The sequence below is a fragment of the Streptomyces sp. NBC_00038 genome (genome assembly GCF_026343635.1).
Classification (GTDB): domain Bacteria; phylum Actinomycetota; class Actinomycetes; order Streptomycetales; family Streptomycetaceae; genus Streptomyces.
Window position 1 is genome coordinate 9433654 of sequence record NZ_JAPELQ010000001.1, and the last position, 18039, is coordinate 9451692.

The following is an 18039-nucleotide window of genomic DNA, read 5'->3' on the forward strand; positions in this document are numbered from 1 at the left end:
AGGAGGGTCGTGACTCCCGGCGGCACGAGCCGTTCCTAGGGGCGCGCCATCGCGGACGGGCTGTTGTACGCCTCGACCTTGAGCAGCGGATTGTGTGCGGGCAGGGCATGGGCGGGCCAGGACAGGGTGACGGTCTGCGACTCTCCGGGCAGCAGCCACAGGTAGTTGTGGCTGTATAGCGTCGGCAGCACGCGATGGCCGGTCGTGTTGTCCAGCAGGGACAGCCGGACCATGGAGGCGACGGCCGCGCCGCGGTTGCGGATGGTGGCGGTCAGTTCGTGACGGGCTCCGGAGCGGGACAGGCGCGTCACCGCCGCGGACAACTTCGCCTGCGGCGCCGTGGACAGGGCAGCCTGCATGGCGGCCGGAGTGCGATAGCGCCAGTAGGTGTTGCGCGAAAGGACGCGGCCGTCACTGTTCTCCAGCGTCAGGCGCAGGAGGTGCAGGTCGGGCAGGTCGTCGGTCCAGGCGGCGGTGAACGCCTTCGCGGTGGCGGCCGGTGCCACGTCCAGTCGGGCGCTGCTGCCGGCGCGGAGTTGGCGGCCCGACAGGTCGAGCAGTCGCGCGGTGACGGTGGCGTTCTTCAGGTCCTTGCGTGTGTGATTGACGGCGAGGACCTGACCCTTGGGGTCGGCCTGGACGTGCAGGGGCTCGCAGGCCGTGCGGGCGCCGTAGTAGGTGCCGTTGACGTCGAAGTCGTAGTCGTAGGTCTGCCAGACCGTGCTGTGCCAGGCCGGGTGGGACATCCACAGCATCAGTCCGCTGGCGTTGTCCCACAGGTTCGCGTTCCATGCCTCGAACATGGCGCGCGTGTTCTCGTAGTTGACGAACTGGGCCTTGCGCGCGAAGTCGTCCAGGCCCTCGGCCTCCCCGAGGCGGGCCTCGACGGCGGCCTTGTACGTCTGGGGTGCCTGGTTCCCGCGCTCGCTCCAGTCGTGGTAGTACCACGCGCCGCGTATCGGCCACTCGGGCTCGTCGCCCGTCATGTTCCGCATGCTGGCGGCGGTGGAGACGACGGGCATGCCGATCTCGGTGTGGAAGCCGAAGTCCTTGCTGCCGTACGTGGACGGGTCGAAGTACTTGTCCGGCTCGACCCAGCCGTACGGTCCGCCGCCGGTGATGATCCCGCCGGCCGAGTTGTTCTGGTAGAGGATGCCGGGGACCTGCTGCTCGACGGCCTCGCGCATGCCCTTGTCGATGGCGGCCGGCGGGTTGCCCTCGTTGGCTCCGCACCAGATCACCACGCTGGGGTGGATGCGGTACCGCAGGACGGTGTCCCGGGCGATCGAGTTGAACGCCTCGTGGTCCGGCGGGTCCATGGCCCACGCGTTGGGGAAGTCGTTCCACACCAGGATCCCGTGCTCGTCGCACGCGGCGAAGAACTCCTCCCGGTCGCACGTGCCCACCCAGTTGCGGATCATGGTGAAGTTCATGTCGCGGTGCATCCGTACGGCCGCGTCCATGCGCTCCGGCGGCATCCGGCGCAGCAGTTCGTCCCAGCCCCAGTTGCCTCCGCGGGCAAGGACCCGCACCCCGTTCACGCTGATCTTCAGCGGGTCGGGGGTGTTGGACACGGACTTCACATCGGTCCAGGTGTCCGCGTCGTCGGACACCTGGATCACGTAGGTCTTCGGGTAGGCGGGCTCCCAAAGGATCGCCACCCGGTCGAACTTCTTCGCGGCGCCCAGGTCGACCTGGATCCACTGGTGGTCCTCGTACTGCGAGGACCAGCGGGTTCCCGCTTCGCCGTCGGTGGCGTGGGCGGCCGGGTGGTCGGACTCCTCGGTGGAGGCGGTCGCCTTCTGGCGCAGGGCGAGGTCGGTTCCGGGCTCGGCGCTGTCGATGACGCCGAGGGACCACAGGGAGTTGCCCCAGCTCGTGTTGCGCACCCCGCAGGCGATACGGACGTAGCGGGCGGTGCGCGGAGCGAACTCCTCGACCTGCAGGCTGGCGTTGCCGTTGTTGAAGGGCAGCGGCACCGCGCTGTTGTCCACCGACGCCACATCGGTCCAGTCGGCGTCGTCGGAGGAGACCTGCACCAAGTAGGTCTTGGCGTATGCCTGTTCCCAGGTCAGGTCGACCCGGTCGAAGGACTGCGGGGACCCCAGGTCGACCCGGATCCACTGGTCGTCCTCGTAGGCCGAGGACCAGCGGGTGGCGGGATCGCCGTCGGTCACGTTGGCCGGGCCGTGGTCGTCGCCGTCCTTGGTCGACGCGTCGGCGGGTGCGTGCAGGGCGAGGTCGACGGAGGGCCGGGCGCTGTCGGACACGGCCAGGGTCCACAGCGAGTTGCCCCAACCGGAGGCGCGGGTCAGGCACTTGATGCGTACGTAGCGCGCCTGCTGCCGGTCGAAGGTCACGGACTGGGTGTAGGCGTCGCCGGAGGCGGTGAACGGCAGCGGTACCTCGTACTCGTAGCCGAACTGGCGGATGCCGAACCGGGTGGTGCGGCGGTCGCTCTCGGCGCCGTCGAGCGACGCGACCAGGGTGAGATCGTGAAGGGCGGGGTCGCCGAGCCCGTTGGGCCACCACAACTCGGGGTTGCGCAGCCGCAGTCGGCCGAAGGCGTCGGGGGCGAACGTGACGTCGATGCTTTCGCCGGCCGGCACGGTGACGACCTTGGACACCCGTACGCCGTCGAAGGCCGCGGAGACGGTCGCCCTGTGGTCGGCGGTGTCGGCGTTGCGGACCGGGACGACGATGGTCAGCTCGGCGACCGACACGTCGGGCAGGTTCGGCAGCAGGGTGTCGACGCGAGGATCGCCGATCAGGACATGGCCGGTGGACCTCAGCCGGACGTGGTTCCAGATCCCGGCGGCCCGGTCGCGTACCGCGGGCATCCAGTCCCAGCCCGAAGAGGCAAGGTAGGTGGGGGAGTTGAGGTTCATCTGGTTGGCGCCCGCGTCCACCCAGGCCTCGCCTGCGGGGCCCTTGTCGCCGGGGCTGCCGGGCACCGGCATCGGCGTGATCTTCACCGCGAGCGCGTTCGCCCCGCCCGTCGAGAGCAGCTTGGTCACGTCGTGGGCCGAGCGGGCGAAGGGATACGTAAGACCGCCCACGTGCTCGCCGTTGAGCCAGATGTCGGCCTGGTGGTTGATGCCGTCGAACTCCAGCCAGATCCGGCGCCCGGCTCCGGTGCGCAGACCGCGCGGCAGCTCGAAGTCCCGCTTGTACCACCACGCGTGCCGCGACAGGGCCTCGGGGACATGGAGGTTGTTCAGTCCGGCGACGGGATCGGGCAGCTTGCCCTGGTCCACGAGTGAGGCCAGGACCGTGCCGGGGACGGTGGCCGGCAGCCAGCCGCTCGTGTCGGCGGTCGTCTTCGACAGGTCCTTGCCGTCGGCCTCGGCCCAGTCGTCCAGGGTCAGTTGCCAGCCGGACTCCACCGGCACCGTGCCGTCGTCGGCCACCACGAGCTTGGGCGCGGGCCCGGAGTGCGTGCCCCAGTCCGTCCAGCCGGTGGCCGACGGCCGGTGTCCCTTGGGGCTGCCGTAGACCTCGAAGCCGTTCAGGCCCAGTGGATTGGGGTTGGAGTGCCTGCGCGAGGTCATCCGCACCCAGCGCGCGGTGACCGGGCGCGGGAGCTGGATGTTCACCACTCCGCCGGTGCCCGCCGTCGTGCGGTACACGCTGGTCCAGGACGCGCGATCGGTCGACGTCTCGACCACGTACTCGACCGCGTAACTCGACTGGATCTCCTTGCCCGTGGTGCCGTTGGCCGGATTGCCCGTGGTGGGGGGAGTGAACACCGGGTCGGCGGCATCGGCTTCGAACGTGAGGCGGATCCACGCGACGTCGCAGGCGGCCTGCAGGTCGATGGAGATCCACTGCGGGTCACCCGCGGCGGCTCGCCAGCCACTGCCCCCTACTCCCGGCGAGGCGAGCCGGTCGACCACGAACGAGCCCGGGGTGGGCGCGTAGGCCGTGGAGGAGACCGTGACGGGGCGGTAGAGCGCCAGCTCACGAGGGGTGGAGGGCGCGGCCGACGTGTCGGTGCCGGCAGCGGCGGCGGTCGACGCGGGCAACAGGGAACCAAGTCCGAACCCCGCCAGCAGGGTTGAGCCCGTGGTGACGAGGGAGCGTCGCGACAGGCGTGGCGAGCTCGACTGATCTGTCATGAGCGTGATGTCCCATCAAAAGACAGCGGCGCGGGCCGGATACGACACGGCGCATGTGATGCCAACGGATTGACAACGTTGCCAAAGGCTGTGATGCGAGGGGAGTTCTGTCAACCCCTGGTGCAGGTTTCGTCTCATGGGGCCGGGTTGGCGACGGGCGTTCCGCGCACCGTGCGGAGCGCCACGGCACCCGTCGGCGACCCTCTTTCTATTAAATTAGGAATTAATATTGACAGGGTTTCGGCCGCACGCCACAGTCTTCGCCGTGACGTCGACGGCCCCTGCCGCAGCCCGCGGCCCGCGTCACGTCCTCATGCTTCCCAACCCTCGGGAGAGGCAAGTGACTTCATACCCGCAGGTCCGCACACCCGCGGCTTCGAGACTGACGCGCCGTGCCACCGCGGTCGCGATCGCGACGGTACTGGCGGTGACCGCGGCCCCGTCGGCCACGGCGCAGACCGCCGTGGACCAGGGCGCGCCCGAGTACTACGACAGCGGTCTCGCGCCGACGCCCTACATGGGCTGGAACACGTACTACGGCCTTGGCGCACCCACCGAACAGCAGGTGCGCTCCGTCGCGGACGAGCTGGTCAGCAGCGGTCTGCGCGACAGCGGCTACGACATCGTGTGGCTGGACGGCGGCTGGCAGGCCGACAACCCGCGTGACGCGAACGGGCGGTTGGTCGCCCATCCGGACCGCTTTCCCTCCGGCATCCCGGCGTTGGTCTCCTACCTCCACAAGCGTGGCCTGAAAGCGGGCATCTACACCGACGCCGGCGCCTACGACGGCGGCAAGACCTGCGGCCTCGGCAGCAGAGGCCACTACGAGGAGGACGCCCGGCAGTTCGCCGGCTGGAAGATCGACGCGGTCAAGGTCGACTTCCTGTGCGGGATCGGCGCCAAGCTCGATCCCGGCCCGGCCTTCAAGGAGTTCAGCGACGCGGTGGCCAAGTCCGGCCGGAAGATGCTGCTGAACCTGTGCAACCCGCTCACCGACGACTGGGGCCTGCCGCACACACCCGAGCAGGACGCGCACAACACGTACGTCTACGCACCGACGATCGCCGATTCCTGGCGCACCGGCACGGACATCGCCTGGGGCACCCCGAGCCCCGGACAGTGGCCCAACGTGCTGCGCAACATGGACGCCAACGCCTGGCACCCCGAGGCGCAGGGGCCGGGCCACTACAACGACCCGGACTACCTCATCCCCATGCGGCAGATGGCCGACGGATCCGTCGAGTTGACGCAGGAGGAGTCCACCACGCAGTTCGTGATGTGGGCCGAGATGGGCTCGCCCCTCGTCCTCGGATCCGACCCGCGTACCCTGTCGGACTCGATGATCGAGACGCTGCGCAACCCGGAGATCATCGCCGTCGACCAGGATCCCCTCGCCATCCAGGGCGTACGGGTGGCCAGCGACTCCACCGGCGACGTCTACAGCAAGGTTCTCGCAGGTGACGGGCGGCGGGCGGTCGTGCTGCTCAACCGCTCCGACCAGCCTGTCGAACGCACAGTGCAGTTCGCCGATGTCGGGCTCGGCGGGCCGGTCCAGGTCCGCGACCTGCGGGCGCGCGTCGACCGGGGTGCGCATACGGGGTCGTACACCGTCGAGGTTCCCGCGCACGGCACCGCGTTCCTGAAGCTGACCGGGGCGGACGCCCTGCCCGGTACGAGTCTGGGCGTGAAGGCCACGGCAAGCCCGGCCGTCGTGCGAGACGGTGACACGCTCACCACCTTCCTGCGAGGCCCGCAGGGCTCGCTCGTCCAGCAGGCCGACGGCAGGACGAGGGACCTCGGCGGTCCCACGAAGGGCAAGATCCTGGGCCAGCCCGCCGCGTACGTCTCGGCCGGCGGCCGGATCGACGTCTTCGTGCGCGGCACCGACTCACGGGTGTACCGGCGGGTCTTCGCCGACGGCCGCTGGGGCGCGTGGCAGAGCCTGGGCGGCCGGGTGACCGACGCGCCGTCGGTGGCGTTCACCGACCCCGGGCACTGGACGCTGTTCGCCACCGGCTCCGAGGGGCAGGTCGTGCAGCGCGGCCCGTCGTCCGGGTGGTCCTCGCTCGGCGCACCCGGCGACCGGCCGGTGTACGGGCGGCCGTCAGCCGTCGTCGACTCCCAGGGGCGGGTCCACCTGGCCGTACGCAGCGCGGCGGACGACGTGTGGACGCGCTCCCGGGAGGCGTCGGGGGAGTGGTCGCAGTGGACCTCGCTCGGCGGGACCGTCAGCGGCAGCCCGACGCTCGTCGCCGTGGGAGATGCCGTGGTGCTGTACGCGCGGGCCTCCGACTACACGCTCTGGCAGCAGCGGTACGAGAACGGTGCCTGGCAGGGCTGGACCAAGCGGCAGGAGTTCCCCAGCGCGGCCTTCGACGGCGCGCTCGGAGCGGTGGCCGGGCCGGGCGGCACGGTCGACGCGGTGTTCCGCGGAGTCGACGGCTACGTGCACCGGACCCAGTTCAAATAAATTAGTAATTATTCTTGACGTGGCGTGAGTGCCACGCGAATCTGGATCAGCGCGAGCGGGGCCCGGCCGTCAGGAGGGCCCGCCCCGCCCGCGCGGGATCCACAAGGAGCCATTCATGACGAACCATCAGGCCGGCCGACGCCGGTTCCTCGCCGGACTCGGTGCCGTTGGGACGACGGCACTGCTCAGCGGCTGTGTCACCGACACCTCCTCCAGCAAGACCTCCTCGAAGGGCGCGGTGACCCTCCAGTCCAACCTCTCCGCCCCGCAGGCCAAGGCCGCCATGGAAGACCTCGTCGCGGCGTTCGCCAAGAAGGGGTCCGCTCGCGCCAGCCTCAACACGGTCGCCGCGGAGACCTACCGCACCCAGCTGCCGACGTACCTCACCTCGGCCAACCCGCCGGACGTGTACACCTGGTACCCCGGCTCGGTGGCTGACGCCTACGCCAAGAAGAACCTGCTGCTCGACCTCGACGAGGTCTGGAGCTCCTCGCCCGACCTCAAGGGCTACTCCAAGGCGCTGAACTCGCTGTGCACCGCGAGCTCCGGCAAGAAGGTCTTCGTCCCCTCCACCTACTACTGGTGGGGCATGTTCTACCGGAAGTCCAACTTCGCCAAGTGGGGCGTGAGCGAACCCAAGAGCTGGGACGACTTCCTGGACCTGTGCGACAAGCTCAAGAGCAAGGGTGTCGCCCCGATCGGCCTCGGCGCGGGCGGCGGAACGGCCTGGGTGGCCTCGGCCTGGTTCGACTACCTCGACATCCGTATCAACGGCGCCCAGTACCACCGCGAACTCCTCGCCGGAAAGCACCGGTTCGACGACCCCGAGGTGCGCAAGGTCTTCGACCGCTGGCAGGAGGTGCTGCCGTACTTCGACCCGGACGGCGCCGCCGTCCCCTTCCAGGACGCCACGACCTCCCTGCTCAACGGCCGCAGCGGCATGATGCTCATCGGCACCTTCTTCGCCGACGCCGCGCCCAAGGATGCCCTGGACGACATCGACTTCTTCCGCTTCCCCATCATCGACGCGAAGGTCCCGCTCGCCGAAGAGGCGCCCACCGACGGCTACTTCGCCAGCGCCCGCACCGGCCGCCGCGACCAGGTCGTCGACCTGATGAGCTACCTCGCCACCGCCGAGTCCCAGGAGATCTACATCAAGGGCTCGTCGGGCACCGTCCTGCCGTGCAACCCGAAGGCGAAGGACTCCGGCACCGCCCTGGTGAAGAAGGGCCGCGCGCACATCGAGGAAGCCGTCGAGATCACCCAGTTCTTCAACCGGGACTCCAGCGACGCCCTCCAGCCCACCGCGGACACCGCGCTGACCAAGTTCCTGGCCAAGCCGAAGGAGATCGGCAGCATCCTCACCGACTGGCAGCGCGACGCCGAGAAAATCTGGAACGCCTGACATGGCTGTTCTGACCGCGCCCGACCGGAAGTCCCCGGCCCCGCCGTCGCCCCGCGGCAGGCGGACCGGGGGCCCCCGCCGTACACCCCCGCTGGTGCTCGCGTTCGTCCTCGTCCCGCTCCTCGTCGAGGCCCTGTGGGTGTTCTGGCCCGCAGTGCAGGGCTTCTACCTCGCCCTCACCCGCTGGGACGGCGTCTCCGCACCGCAGTTCATCGGCCTGGACAACTTCCGGGAGATGGCCCACGACGAGGTCTTCCGGAGCGCGGCCGGCCACACCGTGCTGTGGCTCGTGCTCTTCGGCGGCCTGTCCGCCCTGCTCGGTCTCGCCGCCGCGCTGCTGCTCCAGCAGGAGCGGCGCGGCGTCGGCTTCTACCGCGCGGCCCTGTTCCTGCCCGTCGTCTTCTCCCTGGTCGCCACCGCCCTCGTCTGGCAGGCGATCTACCAGCCCGACGGCGTCCTCAACCAACTCCTCGAATCGGTCGGCCTGGGCAACCTGCGCCACGCCTGGCTCGCCGACCAGGACACCGCCCTGTACGCGGTGATCGTGCCCGCGCTGTGGCGCCAGATCGGCTACGTGATGGTCCTCTACCTCGCCGGCCTCAAGGGCATCGACCCAGCCCTGTACGAAGCGGCCAAGGTCGACGGCGCCAGCGCCTGGCAACGCCTCCGCCACGTCACACTGCCCCAACTCCGCAGCGTCAACGCCGTCGTCCTGTCCGTCATCGTCATCGACTCGCTGCGCTCCTTCGACGTCGTGTGGTCACTGACCCGCGGCGGCCCCTACCACTCGTCCGAGCTGCTGAGCACCTACATGTACTCAACCGCCTTCCAGTCCCTGCGCCTCGGCTACGGCTCCGCACTCGCCGTCGTCATCTTCGTGCTGGCCTTCGGCGTCATCTGCTCCTACCTCGTCCGCGCGTTTCGGGAGGCCGACTGATGTCCGCCACTTCCACGGCCCTGCGCCGCAAGCGGGCCGCGACCGCCGGATTCCACCTGGGCGCCGGCGCGCTGTCCCTCCTGTGGCTCCTGCCCATCGCCCTGGTCCTGGTGACCAGCCTGCGCTCCTTCGACGACATCGCCGCGCACGGCCTGGGCAGCTGGCCGCAGTCCTTCACCCTCGGCAACTACCGCCAGGCCTGGGTCGACGGCGGCCAGCAGCGCGCCCTGATCAACAGCATGCTGGTCACCGTGCCGTGCGTCCTGGTGACGCTCGCGCTGGCCGCCATGGCCGCGTTCGGGCTCAGCCGCTACGAACTGCCCTTCCGTCGCTCCCTGTTGCTGCTCATGCTCGGCGGCAATCTGCTCCCGCCGCAGATCCTCCTCATCCCGGTCTCCAAGCTCAGCGAACTGATGGGCGTCTTCGACACCCTGCCCGCGCTGATCGGAGTACAGATCGGCTTCGGCGTCGGCTTCTACGTCTTCGTCCTGCACGGCTTCATGCGCTCCATACCGGCCGAGATCCAGCAGGCGGCGGTCGTCGACGGCGCCGGACCGTGGCAGATCTTCTGGCGGATCATCCTGCCGCTGACCCGCCCCGCCCTCGCGGCCCTCAGCGCGCTGTCCTTCACCTGGATCTTCAACGACCTGCTCTGGGCCATCACCGTGCTGCGCAGCGACACCAAGATGCCGATCACGGCGGCCCTCATCGGACTTCAGGGGCAGTACGTGTCGATGTGGAACGTGATCGCCGCCGGCTCCGTCATCGCCGCCGTGCCCACCGTGGCCGTATTCCTGCGGTTCCAGCGGCACTTCGTGGCCGGGCTCAACCTGGGAGCGGTGAAGTGACGTACCAGCGGTGGACCTTGCGCACCGAGAACACCAGCTACACCGTGCGCCTGTCGCCGGACGGCCCGTGGGCCGAACTCGACGCGTGGGGGCCGCTCGGGGTCGAGGACGGCCCATCCGCCCTTGACCGGTCGAGGCGTACGCACTACATCACGCCCGCCGACGCGGCGCCCGCCGAGTATCTCCCGCACGGGCTACGGCCGTTCACCGGATCCGAGCTGGTGGCGTCGCGGCCGGACGAGGCGCGGGGGGTGTGGTGGGAGTTCGCCGGGGCGGAGACGGAATCGGGCGCGCTGCGCCTCACCTTCAGCGACGAGCTCCTTGGCCTGCGTACCGTCCTGTGCTACGAACCCGTCCCGGGCACGGACGTGATCCTGCGCTGGACCGAGTTCACCGCAACGGAGGAACTGCGCCTGGAGCGCCTCGACTCGGCCGCCGTGAACATCCCCGTCACGGGTGTCGCCCGGCTGACGTACCTCACCGGCCAGTGGTCGCAGGAGTTCCAGCGCACCCAACTCGACCTGGCCCGAGGCACGTTCACCATGGGCAGCCTTCAGGGCGCGCCCGGACACGCGTACGCTCCCTGGCTCGCCGTACAGGACGGAGAGGCGGAGGCCGCCTACGGCATCGCCCTCGAATGGCCGGGCAACTGGCACATCACCGCGGAGGCCGAGCCGGGCGGCAGCGTACGCGTCCGTGCCGGGCGGGTCCCTCACGAGGGCGTCGTCCACCTGGCCCCCGGCGACACCCTCAGCACCCCTCGCCTCGCCTGCGCCTTCAGCCCCGACGGGCTCGACGGACTCTCCCGCGTCTGGCACCGCTACGAACGTCACCTCTCCGGCGAACGGCTGCACCGCCCCCGCAAGGTCCTCTACAACTCCTGGGAAGCCACCGGCTTCGACGTCGAGGCGGCCGGCCAACTGGAGCTGGCCAAGCTGGCCGCCGACATCGGCGCCGAGCTGTTCGTCGTCGACGACGGCTGGTTCACCGGGCGGACCGACGACACCGGGGGACTGGGTGACTGGTTCCCGGATCCGGCGGCGTTCCCGCGGGGCTTCGGCCAATTCGTGGAAGATGTACGGGCGTTGGGGCTGGACTTCGGCCTGTGGGTAGAGCCCGAGGCCATCAGCCCGGACAGCCGCCTGTACGCCGAACACCCCGAGTGGGTCTACCGGATCGAGGGCCGCCCCTCCCGCCTGGTCCGCAACCAACTGCTGCTCGACCTGGGCCGGACCGACGTCCAGGACTTCGTCATCGGCACCCTCGACAGGCTGCTCACCGAACACGCCGTCAGCTACCTGAAGTGGGACATGAACCGCCCGCCCACCGAACGCGGGCGCCCCGGCGCCGGCCGTGCCGACCTGGACGCGGAACATGTCGCCGGGTACCTGCGCGTCCTGGACCACCTGCGCGCCGCCCATCCCGACGTCACCGTCGAGGGCTGCGCGGGCGGCGGCGGACGCATCGAGCACGCGACCATCGCTCGCACCGACGTCGTGTGGCCCAGCGACAACACGGCCCCGCTGGACCGGCTGTCCATCCAGCACGGGTTCCTGCACGCCCATGCCCCGCACGTCATGAGCTCCTGGGTCACCGACGCCCCCGGAGTCTTCGACCCGCGCCCGCGCAGTCTCGCCTTCCGCTTCGTCAACGCCATCTGCGGGGTGCTCGGCATCGGCGCCGACCTGCGCGCCTGGACACCGCAGGAGCGGGCCGAGGCCGCCGGGTGGATCGCCCGCTACAAGGAGGTGCGGGACGTCGTCCACCTGGGCGAGGCCCGGCTCCTCGGCACGCCGGACGACAGCACCTGCGGCGTGCAGTACGACCTCGGCGACCGCACGGTCGTCGCCGGGCTCGGCACCGGCCGGCTCGACGGGGCCCCACTTCTGCCCGGACGGCCCGACCGGCTGCGGCTGCGGGGCCTGGACCCGGCGGCGCGCTACCACGACACCGCGACGGGGACGACGTACAGCGGAGCCCATCTGCTCCACTACGGGCTGCCGTTCGCGTGGAGCGCCGAGCGCGACGCCGAGCTGGTGGTGCTGATACGCCAGTAGGACCGCATATGTTTCCCTCGTCCCTGCGGCAAAGGAGTAGAACCCCACGATGGACCAGCCTGTACGACGGCACGGCGCCCGCTTCACCGGCCGCACGGCCGTGGTCACCGGAGCGGCCTCCGGCATCGGAGCCGCCACGGCCGTACGCCTCGCCGAGGAAGGAGCCGCCGTCGTGCTCACCGACGTGGCCGAGGAGCGGGGCGAGGCCGTGGCGGAGCGGATCGGCAAGGACGGCGGGCGGGCCCGGTTCGTGGCCGCCGACGTCGCGGCCGAGGAGGACTGGGCCCGGGTCGTCGCCGCGGCACACGCCTACGGGCCGGTGGACGTCCTCGTCAGCAACGCCTTCACCGTCGACGTCACCCCCGCCCACGAGATGTCCCTCCCGTCCTGGCAGCGGCAGCTCGACGTCAACCTCACCGGCAGCTTCCTCGGCTTCCGGGCGGTACTGCCCGATCTGCGGGACCGGCGGGGCGCGGTCGTCCTGACCTCGTCCGTCCACGCGCACAAGGGCATCCCCGGCCATCCCGCCTACGCCGCCTCCAAGGGCGCCCTGCTGTCCCTGTGCGGCCAACTCGCCGTCGAGTACGGGCCCGAGGTACGCGTCAACGCCGTCGTCCCGGGCCCGATCCTGACCGCCGCCTGGGACAGGGTCCCGCCCGAGGACCGGGAACGGAGCATCGCCGAGACGGCGGTGCACCGCTTCGGCTCCCCCGAGGAGGTGGCCGCGGCCATCGCGTTCCTCAGCGCCGACGAAGCCTCCTACATCACCGGGACGAGCCTCGTCGTGGACGGCGGCTGGAGCGTCGTCAAGGCCTCCGCATGACCTCGCTCCCTCATCAGCAGAAAGGCTGTACGACATGACGCCCTATGCCCGTCGCGGCGTGCACGGCCAGACCGTGGAACTCCTCGCCCGTCGCATCCTGGGCGGTGAGATCCCCGAGGGGGCCACGCTGGACCTGGTGGCGCTGCAGAGCGAGCTGGACGTGAGCCTGACCGCGCTGCGCGAGTCGCTGAAGGTGCTCGCCGCCAAGGGAATGGTCGACGCCCGCCAGAAGCGCGGCACCTTCGTGCGCTCCCGCGCCGAGTGGAACCTGCTCGACGCGGACGTGCTGCGCTGGCAGTTCGAGGGCGGCTCGACCACCGCCTCCGACCAGGCGCTGCTGCACAACCTCGCCGAGGTACGCGCCATCATCGAACCCGCCGCCGTCCGCCTGGCCGCCGAGCGCCGCACCGACGCGGACCTGGCCGCTCTGGACGGGGCCCTGGACGCGATGGGGGAGCAGGACGGCAACGCCGCCCACGCCGTCGAGGCCGACCTCGCCTTCCACCGTGCCCTGCTCACCGCCACCCACAACGAACTCCTCGAACGCATGGAGATGGTCATCGAGTCCGGCCTGGCCCACCGCGACCGCATCGTGCACAGCTCCCCGCACAGCGAGGACCCGGTCCCGGCCCACCGTGCAGTCCTGGACGCCGTACGCGACCGGGACCCGGGGGCCGCCGAGGCCGCGATGCGTGCCCTGCTCGACCAGGCCGGCCGCGATCTGGACCGCGTCGGCGACTCCGACTCCGACTCGGTTTCCGATTCCGATTCCGATTCCGTGGAAGGCTCCCGCTCCCAGTGAAGATCACCCGCATCGAGACCTTCCTGGTCCGGCCCCGCTGGCTGTTCTGCCGCGTCGAGACCGACGACGGCGTGGTCGGCTGGGGCGAACCGGTCGTCGAAGGGCGCGCCGAGGTCGTCCGGGCCGCCGTCGACGTCCTGGCCGAACACCTCGTCGGCCAGGACCCGTTGCGCATCCAGGACCACTGGCAGGTGCTGAGCAAGGGCGGTTTCTACCGGGGCGGCCCGGTCCTCTCCAGCGCCGTCGCCGGTCTCGACCAGGCCCTGTGGGACATCGCCGGGAAGACGTACGGCGCTCCCGTGCACGCCCTCCTCGGCGGCCCGGTCCGCGACCGCGTCCGGGTCTACGCCTGGGTCGGCGGCGACGAACCCGCCGAACTGAGCGAGCAGATAGCCGCCCAGGTCGAGGCGGGTTTCACCGCGGTGAAGATGAACGCGGCCGGAGTCACCTCGCCGGTCCCCACCGCCGCCGAGACCGCCGCGATCGTCGCCCGCGTGGCCGCCGCCCGCGAGGCCCTCGGCCCGGACCGCGACGTCGCCGTCGACTTCCACGGCCGCTTCACCGCCGCCGGTGCCCGCCGCGTCCTCGCCGAACTCGCCCCACTGCACCCGCTGTTCGTCGAGGAACCAGTCGTCCCCGAGCACGGCCATCTGCTGGCAGGGCTGGTCGCCGCGAGCCCCGTACCGCTCGCCACCGGTGAACGCCTCTACGGACGCGCCGAGTTCCTGCCCGTGCTCGCCGCGGGAATCGCGGTCGCCCAGCCCGACCTGTCCCACGCCGGCGGCATCTCGGAGGTGCACCGCATCGCCTCGCTCGCCGAGACCTACGGCGCCCAGCTCGCCCCGCACTGCCCGCTCGGCCCGATCGCGCTGGCGGCCAGCCTTCAAGTCGCGTTCGCCACCCCGAACTTCCTGATCCAGGAGCAGAGCCGCGGTATCCACTACAACAAGGACGCCGACCTGCTCTCGTACCTCGTCGACACCGAGCCGTTCCGGTTCGTCGACGGGCACGCCTCCCGCGGCGACGCCCCCGGCCTCGGCATCACCGTCGACGAGGCCGCCGTACGCGCCGCCGACCGCACCGGGCATGCCTGGCGAAACCCGGTGTGGCGCCACCCCGACGGCTCCTTCGCGGAGTGGTGAGCGTGCCGCTGGACATCGTCACCGACCTTGCCCACGGCGGCCGTTGGACGTCTCTGCGTACGGCAGGCCGGGAATGGCTGTGGCGGCGCGAGACGCCGGAGCGGCAGAGCGTGTCGCCCGGCGACCCCTTCGTCGATGCGGGCGGACTGGAGGAGTGCATACCCACCGTCCGCGGCACTCCCGACCACGGCGACGCCTGGGCTCGGCCCTGGACACGAGAAGCGGACAGCGACGTCGTCCACTGCGACCGCTTCACCCTGAACCGTACGATCCGCGGCACCACCGACGGAGCCGAGGCCGACTATGTACTGACGGCCGACCCGGGCTTCCGCTTCGTGTGGGCCGCCCATGCCCTGCTCGACCTCTCCGACGGCGCGTCGGTGCACATCCGCGACGGAGCGAGCACGCGCCTCTTTCCCGAGGCGGCCCCGCTGTTGGACCGGGCGTGGCCGAAGGGTGCCACGTGGGTGGAGGGAAACTGGCCCGCCCCCTGCGGACTGCGCCTGGACCGGTTCGGCCCGGTCGACGGCACCGCGGTCGGAGCGGTCGCGGACGCTTCCGGCTGCTGCGTCCACGATCACCCGGACCGTCTGTCGCTGGCTCTCGAAGCCGACGGGCAGCCGGTGTCCATCGCCCTGTGGCGCAACCTGGGCGGCTTCCCCGCCGTGCACCCCTACCGCAGTACGGGTGTCGAACCGATGCTCGGCCGCGTCTTCGACCTCGCCGAGGCAGGCCCCGGTGACGCCGCCCGAGTACCCGCGTCCGGCGAGGTGCGGTGGCGGCTGACGCTGACCACGACCTGCCAGTGCCCCTGAACCCGGCCTGTGTGACAAGGAGTTCGTCCATGGATCTTCAAGCGGCACTGGCCGCCCACCGTCTGGTCGCCATCGTGCGCGGAGACGACCCCGAGGCTGCGATACGCACCGTGCTGACCCTCGCCGACGAAGGTGTCGAGCTGATCGAGGTGTCCCTGAGTGGCAAGGACGCCCTGTCCGTCATCGAGCGGGCACGCGAAGCGCTCGGCCCCGACCGGACCCTCGGCGCCGGCACCGTCCTGACCGCCGAGGACGCTCGTGCCGCCCAGCGGGCCGGGGCGGACTTCGTCGTCACCCCCGGGCTCGGGGACGGCATCGGCGCGGCGCGGGAGCTCGGCCTTCCGGTTCTGGCCGGGGTGATGACCCCCACCGAAATCCTGGCCGCACGCCCACTCGGCGTCGCCGCGCTCAAGATTTTCCCGGCCGCGGAGGCCGGCGGCCCCGCCTACCTCAAGGCCTTGCGCGGCCCGTTCCCGCACGAGCTCTTCGTGCCGGTCGGCGGTGTCGACGAGGCGGCCGCCCGGGCGTACTTGGCCGCCGGAGCAACCGCGGTCGGAGTCGGCTCGCCCCTGGTCGGCGACGCGGCCGACGGCGGCAGCATGAACGCGCTGCGGGATCGCGCACGGGCCTTCCTGACCGTCGTACAGGAGGGCGCGCCGTGACCGAAGCCGCATCGCAGGCTGAAGACGCGAGAGACGTGAGAGCCGAAGCCCTCCGCCCCGACCGCCTGGAACTGGGCGAGGGCATCCGCTGGACGGAGCGCGGCCTCGTCCTCGTGGACATCCTCGCCGGCCGTCTGCTGATCGCCCCCGACAACCCCACCGCCCCGCTCAAGCAGCTGGCCCAACTGCCCGTTCCCCTGGGCGCGGTGGCCGCCGTTGCCGACGCCCCCGGCACCTGGATCGCCGCCGCGGGCACCGGGATCTGCCTGCTCACCACCAACGGGCCGACGCGGTGGCTGGCACAGCCGGAGGCGGACGCCCCACGCCCCATGCGCATGAACGACGCGACCGCCGACCCCTCCGGCCGCTTCTGGGCGGGCAGCATGGCGTACGACGCCGACGAAGGAGCCGGCTCCCTCTACCGGGTCGACCACGACGGCACGGTGACCCGTGTCCTCGACGGCATCACGGTGCCGAACGGACCGGCGTTCACGCCCGACGGCGACACCATGTATCTGGCGGACAGCGCCCGAGGAGTCGTCCGGCGCTACCCCGTCGACTCGGCCACCGCCGGCCTCGGGACCCCGGAGGTGTTCGTCACCGTCGACGAAGGCAGCCCCGACGGAATGGTCGTGGACGCCGAAGGCGCGGTGTGGGTCGCGGTGTGGGGCACGGGAACCGTACGCCGGTACCTGCCGGGCGGCCGCCTCGACCGCACACTGAGGCTGCCCGCACTGCAGCCCGCCGGCGTATGCCTGCAGGAGGACCTCCTCCACATCACGACCGCCCGCGTGGGACTCGCCGCGCCCGGCCCTTACGACGGCGCCGTGTTCACCGTCCGGGTCGACGTACCGGGCGGGCCGGCGCACGCCTACCGTCGTCATGCCCCGGCCCCGGAGGCGTCATGACGAGCTTCTGGCGGCCTGCAGAAGGGCCGGTGGTCTGCATCGGGGAAACCATGGCCGCTCTGGCCCCCGCTCCGTCCCAGTCACTGGAGACGGCCGATGATCTGCGTGTGTCGGTGGCCGGGGCGGAGTCGAACGTGGCGATGTACCTGGCGGACCAGGGCATCCCCGTCTCCTGGCTCTCGGCGCTCGGCGACGACGCTCTGGGGCGGCGAGTGCGCGCCGCGGTCGGCGCGGCCGGCGTCGACGTCAGCGGTGTGCGCTTCGACCCGGAGCGGCCCACGGGCCTGCTCGTGAAGGAGCCTGCCGGCACCCGTACCCGCGTCCGCTACTACCGCGGCAACTCGGCGGCCTCGGCCCTGGGCCCCGACGTATTGGACGACGACAAACTCAGGTCGGCCTCCGTCGTACATCTCACCGGCGTGACCCCGGCCCTGTCCCCGTCCTGCCGGAGCCTGGTCGTACAGGCGCTCGCCACCCCGCCGAGCGAGCGCCCCTACGCCGTCAGCTTCGACGTCAACCACCGCCCCGCGCTATGGCCGCCGGGGACGGCCGCCCCCCTGCTGCGCGACCTGGCCGACCGCGCCGACATCACCTTCGTCGGCCTCGACGAGGCACAGGAACTCTGGGACCCCGGCCTCGAACCGGCCGACGTACGGGAGCTGTTGCCGCACCCGCGACTCCTCGTCGTCAAGGACGGCGGCACCTCGGCCATCGCCTTCAGCGACGAAGGCACCTGGACCGTGCCCGCTCTGCGCACGGACGTGGTGGAGCCCGTCGGCGCGGGCGACGCCTTCGCCGCCGGATTTCTGACCGGCCTGCTGAGCGGCGGGGACATGCGGAGCGCGCTCCGGCTCGGACACATCACGGCCACGTCGGCACTCAAGGTGACGGGTGATCACGGTCCTCTGCCGCACAGGGCCCGGATCAAACGACTCCTCGACCTCCCGGCGCACGAGTGGGCGGCAGAGGGCTGCGGGCGTCCCTGACAACGGCCGCTGCAGCACCCTGATCGAGCCACGCGCAGAACCGCCTGCAAACGGAACTGCCCCGGC

13 protein-coding genes are annotated in these 18039 nt (G+C 71.1%); 12 read left to right on the plus strand and 1 reads right to left on the minus strand.

Features of this window, described 5'->3' with window-relative positions:
- Window positions 1-35: 35 nt before the first annotated feature.
- Entirely contained in the window at window positions 36-4118 is a 4083-nt protein-coding gene (locus OG219_RS42175) for a discoidin domain-containing protein (protein ID WP_266835782.1), read from the minus strand.
- A gap of 340 nt (window positions 4119-4458) precedes the next feature.
- Between OG219_RS42175 and OG219_RS42180 the strand changes: the two genes are divergently transcribed.
- From OG219_RS42180 to OG219_RS42235, 12 genes are all read left to right on the plus strand, one after another.
- Window positions 4459-6588, plus strand: coding sequence for a glycoside hydrolase family 27 protein (locus OG219_RS42180; protein ID WP_266835783.1), 2130 nt, complete (start codon window positions 4459-4461; stop codon window positions 6586-6588).
- A 115-nt stretch (window positions 6589-6703) separates the two neighbouring features.
- Window positions 6704-7993, plus strand: a complete 1290-nt coding sequence (locus OG219_RS42185) for an ABC transporter substrate-binding protein (RefSeq protein ID WP_266835784.1) — start codon at window positions 6704-6706, stop codon at window positions 7991-7993.
- 1 nt (window position 7994) lies between these two features.
- Window positions 7995-8930, plus strand: coding sequence for a carbohydrate ABC transporter permease (locus OG219_RS42190; RefSeq protein WP_266835785.1), 936 nt, complete (start codon window positions 7995-7997; stop codon window positions 8928-8930).
- Window positions 8930-9778 (plus strand): carbohydrate ABC transporter permease, encoded by an 849-nt coding sequence (locus tag OG219_RS42195; RefSeq protein ID WP_266835786.1) that lies wholly within the window; start codon window positions 8930-8932, stop codon window positions 9776-9778. The genes OG219_RS42190 and OG219_RS42195 overlap by 1 nt, the downstream gene beginning before the upstream one ends.
- A complete protein-coding gene (locus OG219_RS42200; RefSeq protein WP_266835787.1) occupies window positions 9775-11835 on the plus strand; it encodes an alpha-galactosidase in 2061 nt (686 codons plus the stop codon). Before OG219_RS42195 ends, OG219_RS42200 begins: the two co-directional genes overlap by 4 nt.
- Window positions 11836-11884: 49 nt before the next feature.
- On the plus strand, window positions 11885-12658 hold the full coding sequence (locus OG219_RS42205; RefSeq protein WP_266835788.1) for an SDR family NAD(P)-dependent oxidoreductase: 774 nt from the start codon (window positions 11885-11887) through the stop codon (window positions 12656-12658).
- A gap of 34 nt (window positions 12659-12692) precedes the next feature.
- Window positions 12693-13460, plus strand: coding sequence for a FadR/GntR family transcriptional regulator (locus tag OG219_RS42210; protein WP_266835789.1), 768 nt, complete (start codon window positions 12693-12695; stop codon window positions 13458-13460).
- Complete coding sequence (dgoD, locus tag OG219_RS42215) at window positions 13457-14602, plus strand: galactonate dehydratase (RefSeq protein WP_266835790.1); 1146 nt, start codon at window positions 13457-13459, stop codon at window positions 14600-14602. The genes OG219_RS42210 and dgoD overlap by 4 nt, the downstream gene beginning before the upstream one ends.
- Window positions 14599-15417, plus strand: a complete 819-nt coding sequence (locus tag OG219_RS42220; protein ID WP_266835791.1) for a hypothetical protein — start codon at window positions 14599-14601, stop codon at window positions 15415-15417. Before dgoD ends, OG219_RS42220 begins: the two co-directional genes overlap by 4 nt.
- Before the next feature lie 29 nt (window positions 15418-15446).
- A complete protein-coding gene (locus OG219_RS42225) occupies window positions 15447-16079 on the plus strand; it encodes a bifunctional 4-hydroxy-2-oxoglutarate aldolase/2-dehydro-3-deoxy-phosphogluconate aldolase (protein ID WP_266835792.1) in 633 nt (210 codons plus the stop codon).
- A gap of 35 nt (window positions 16080-16114) precedes the next feature.
- A complete protein-coding gene (locus OG219_RS42230; protein WP_266836423.1) occupies window positions 16115-16987 on the plus strand; it encodes an SMP-30/gluconolactonase/LRE family protein in 873 nt (290 codons plus the stop codon).
- Entirely contained in the window at window positions 16984-17973 is a 990-nt protein-coding gene (locus tag OG219_RS42235) for a sugar kinase (protein ID WP_266835793.1), read from the plus strand. The genes OG219_RS42230 and OG219_RS42235 overlap by 4 nt, the downstream gene beginning before the upstream one ends.
- Window positions 17974-18039: the final 66 nt, after the last annotated feature.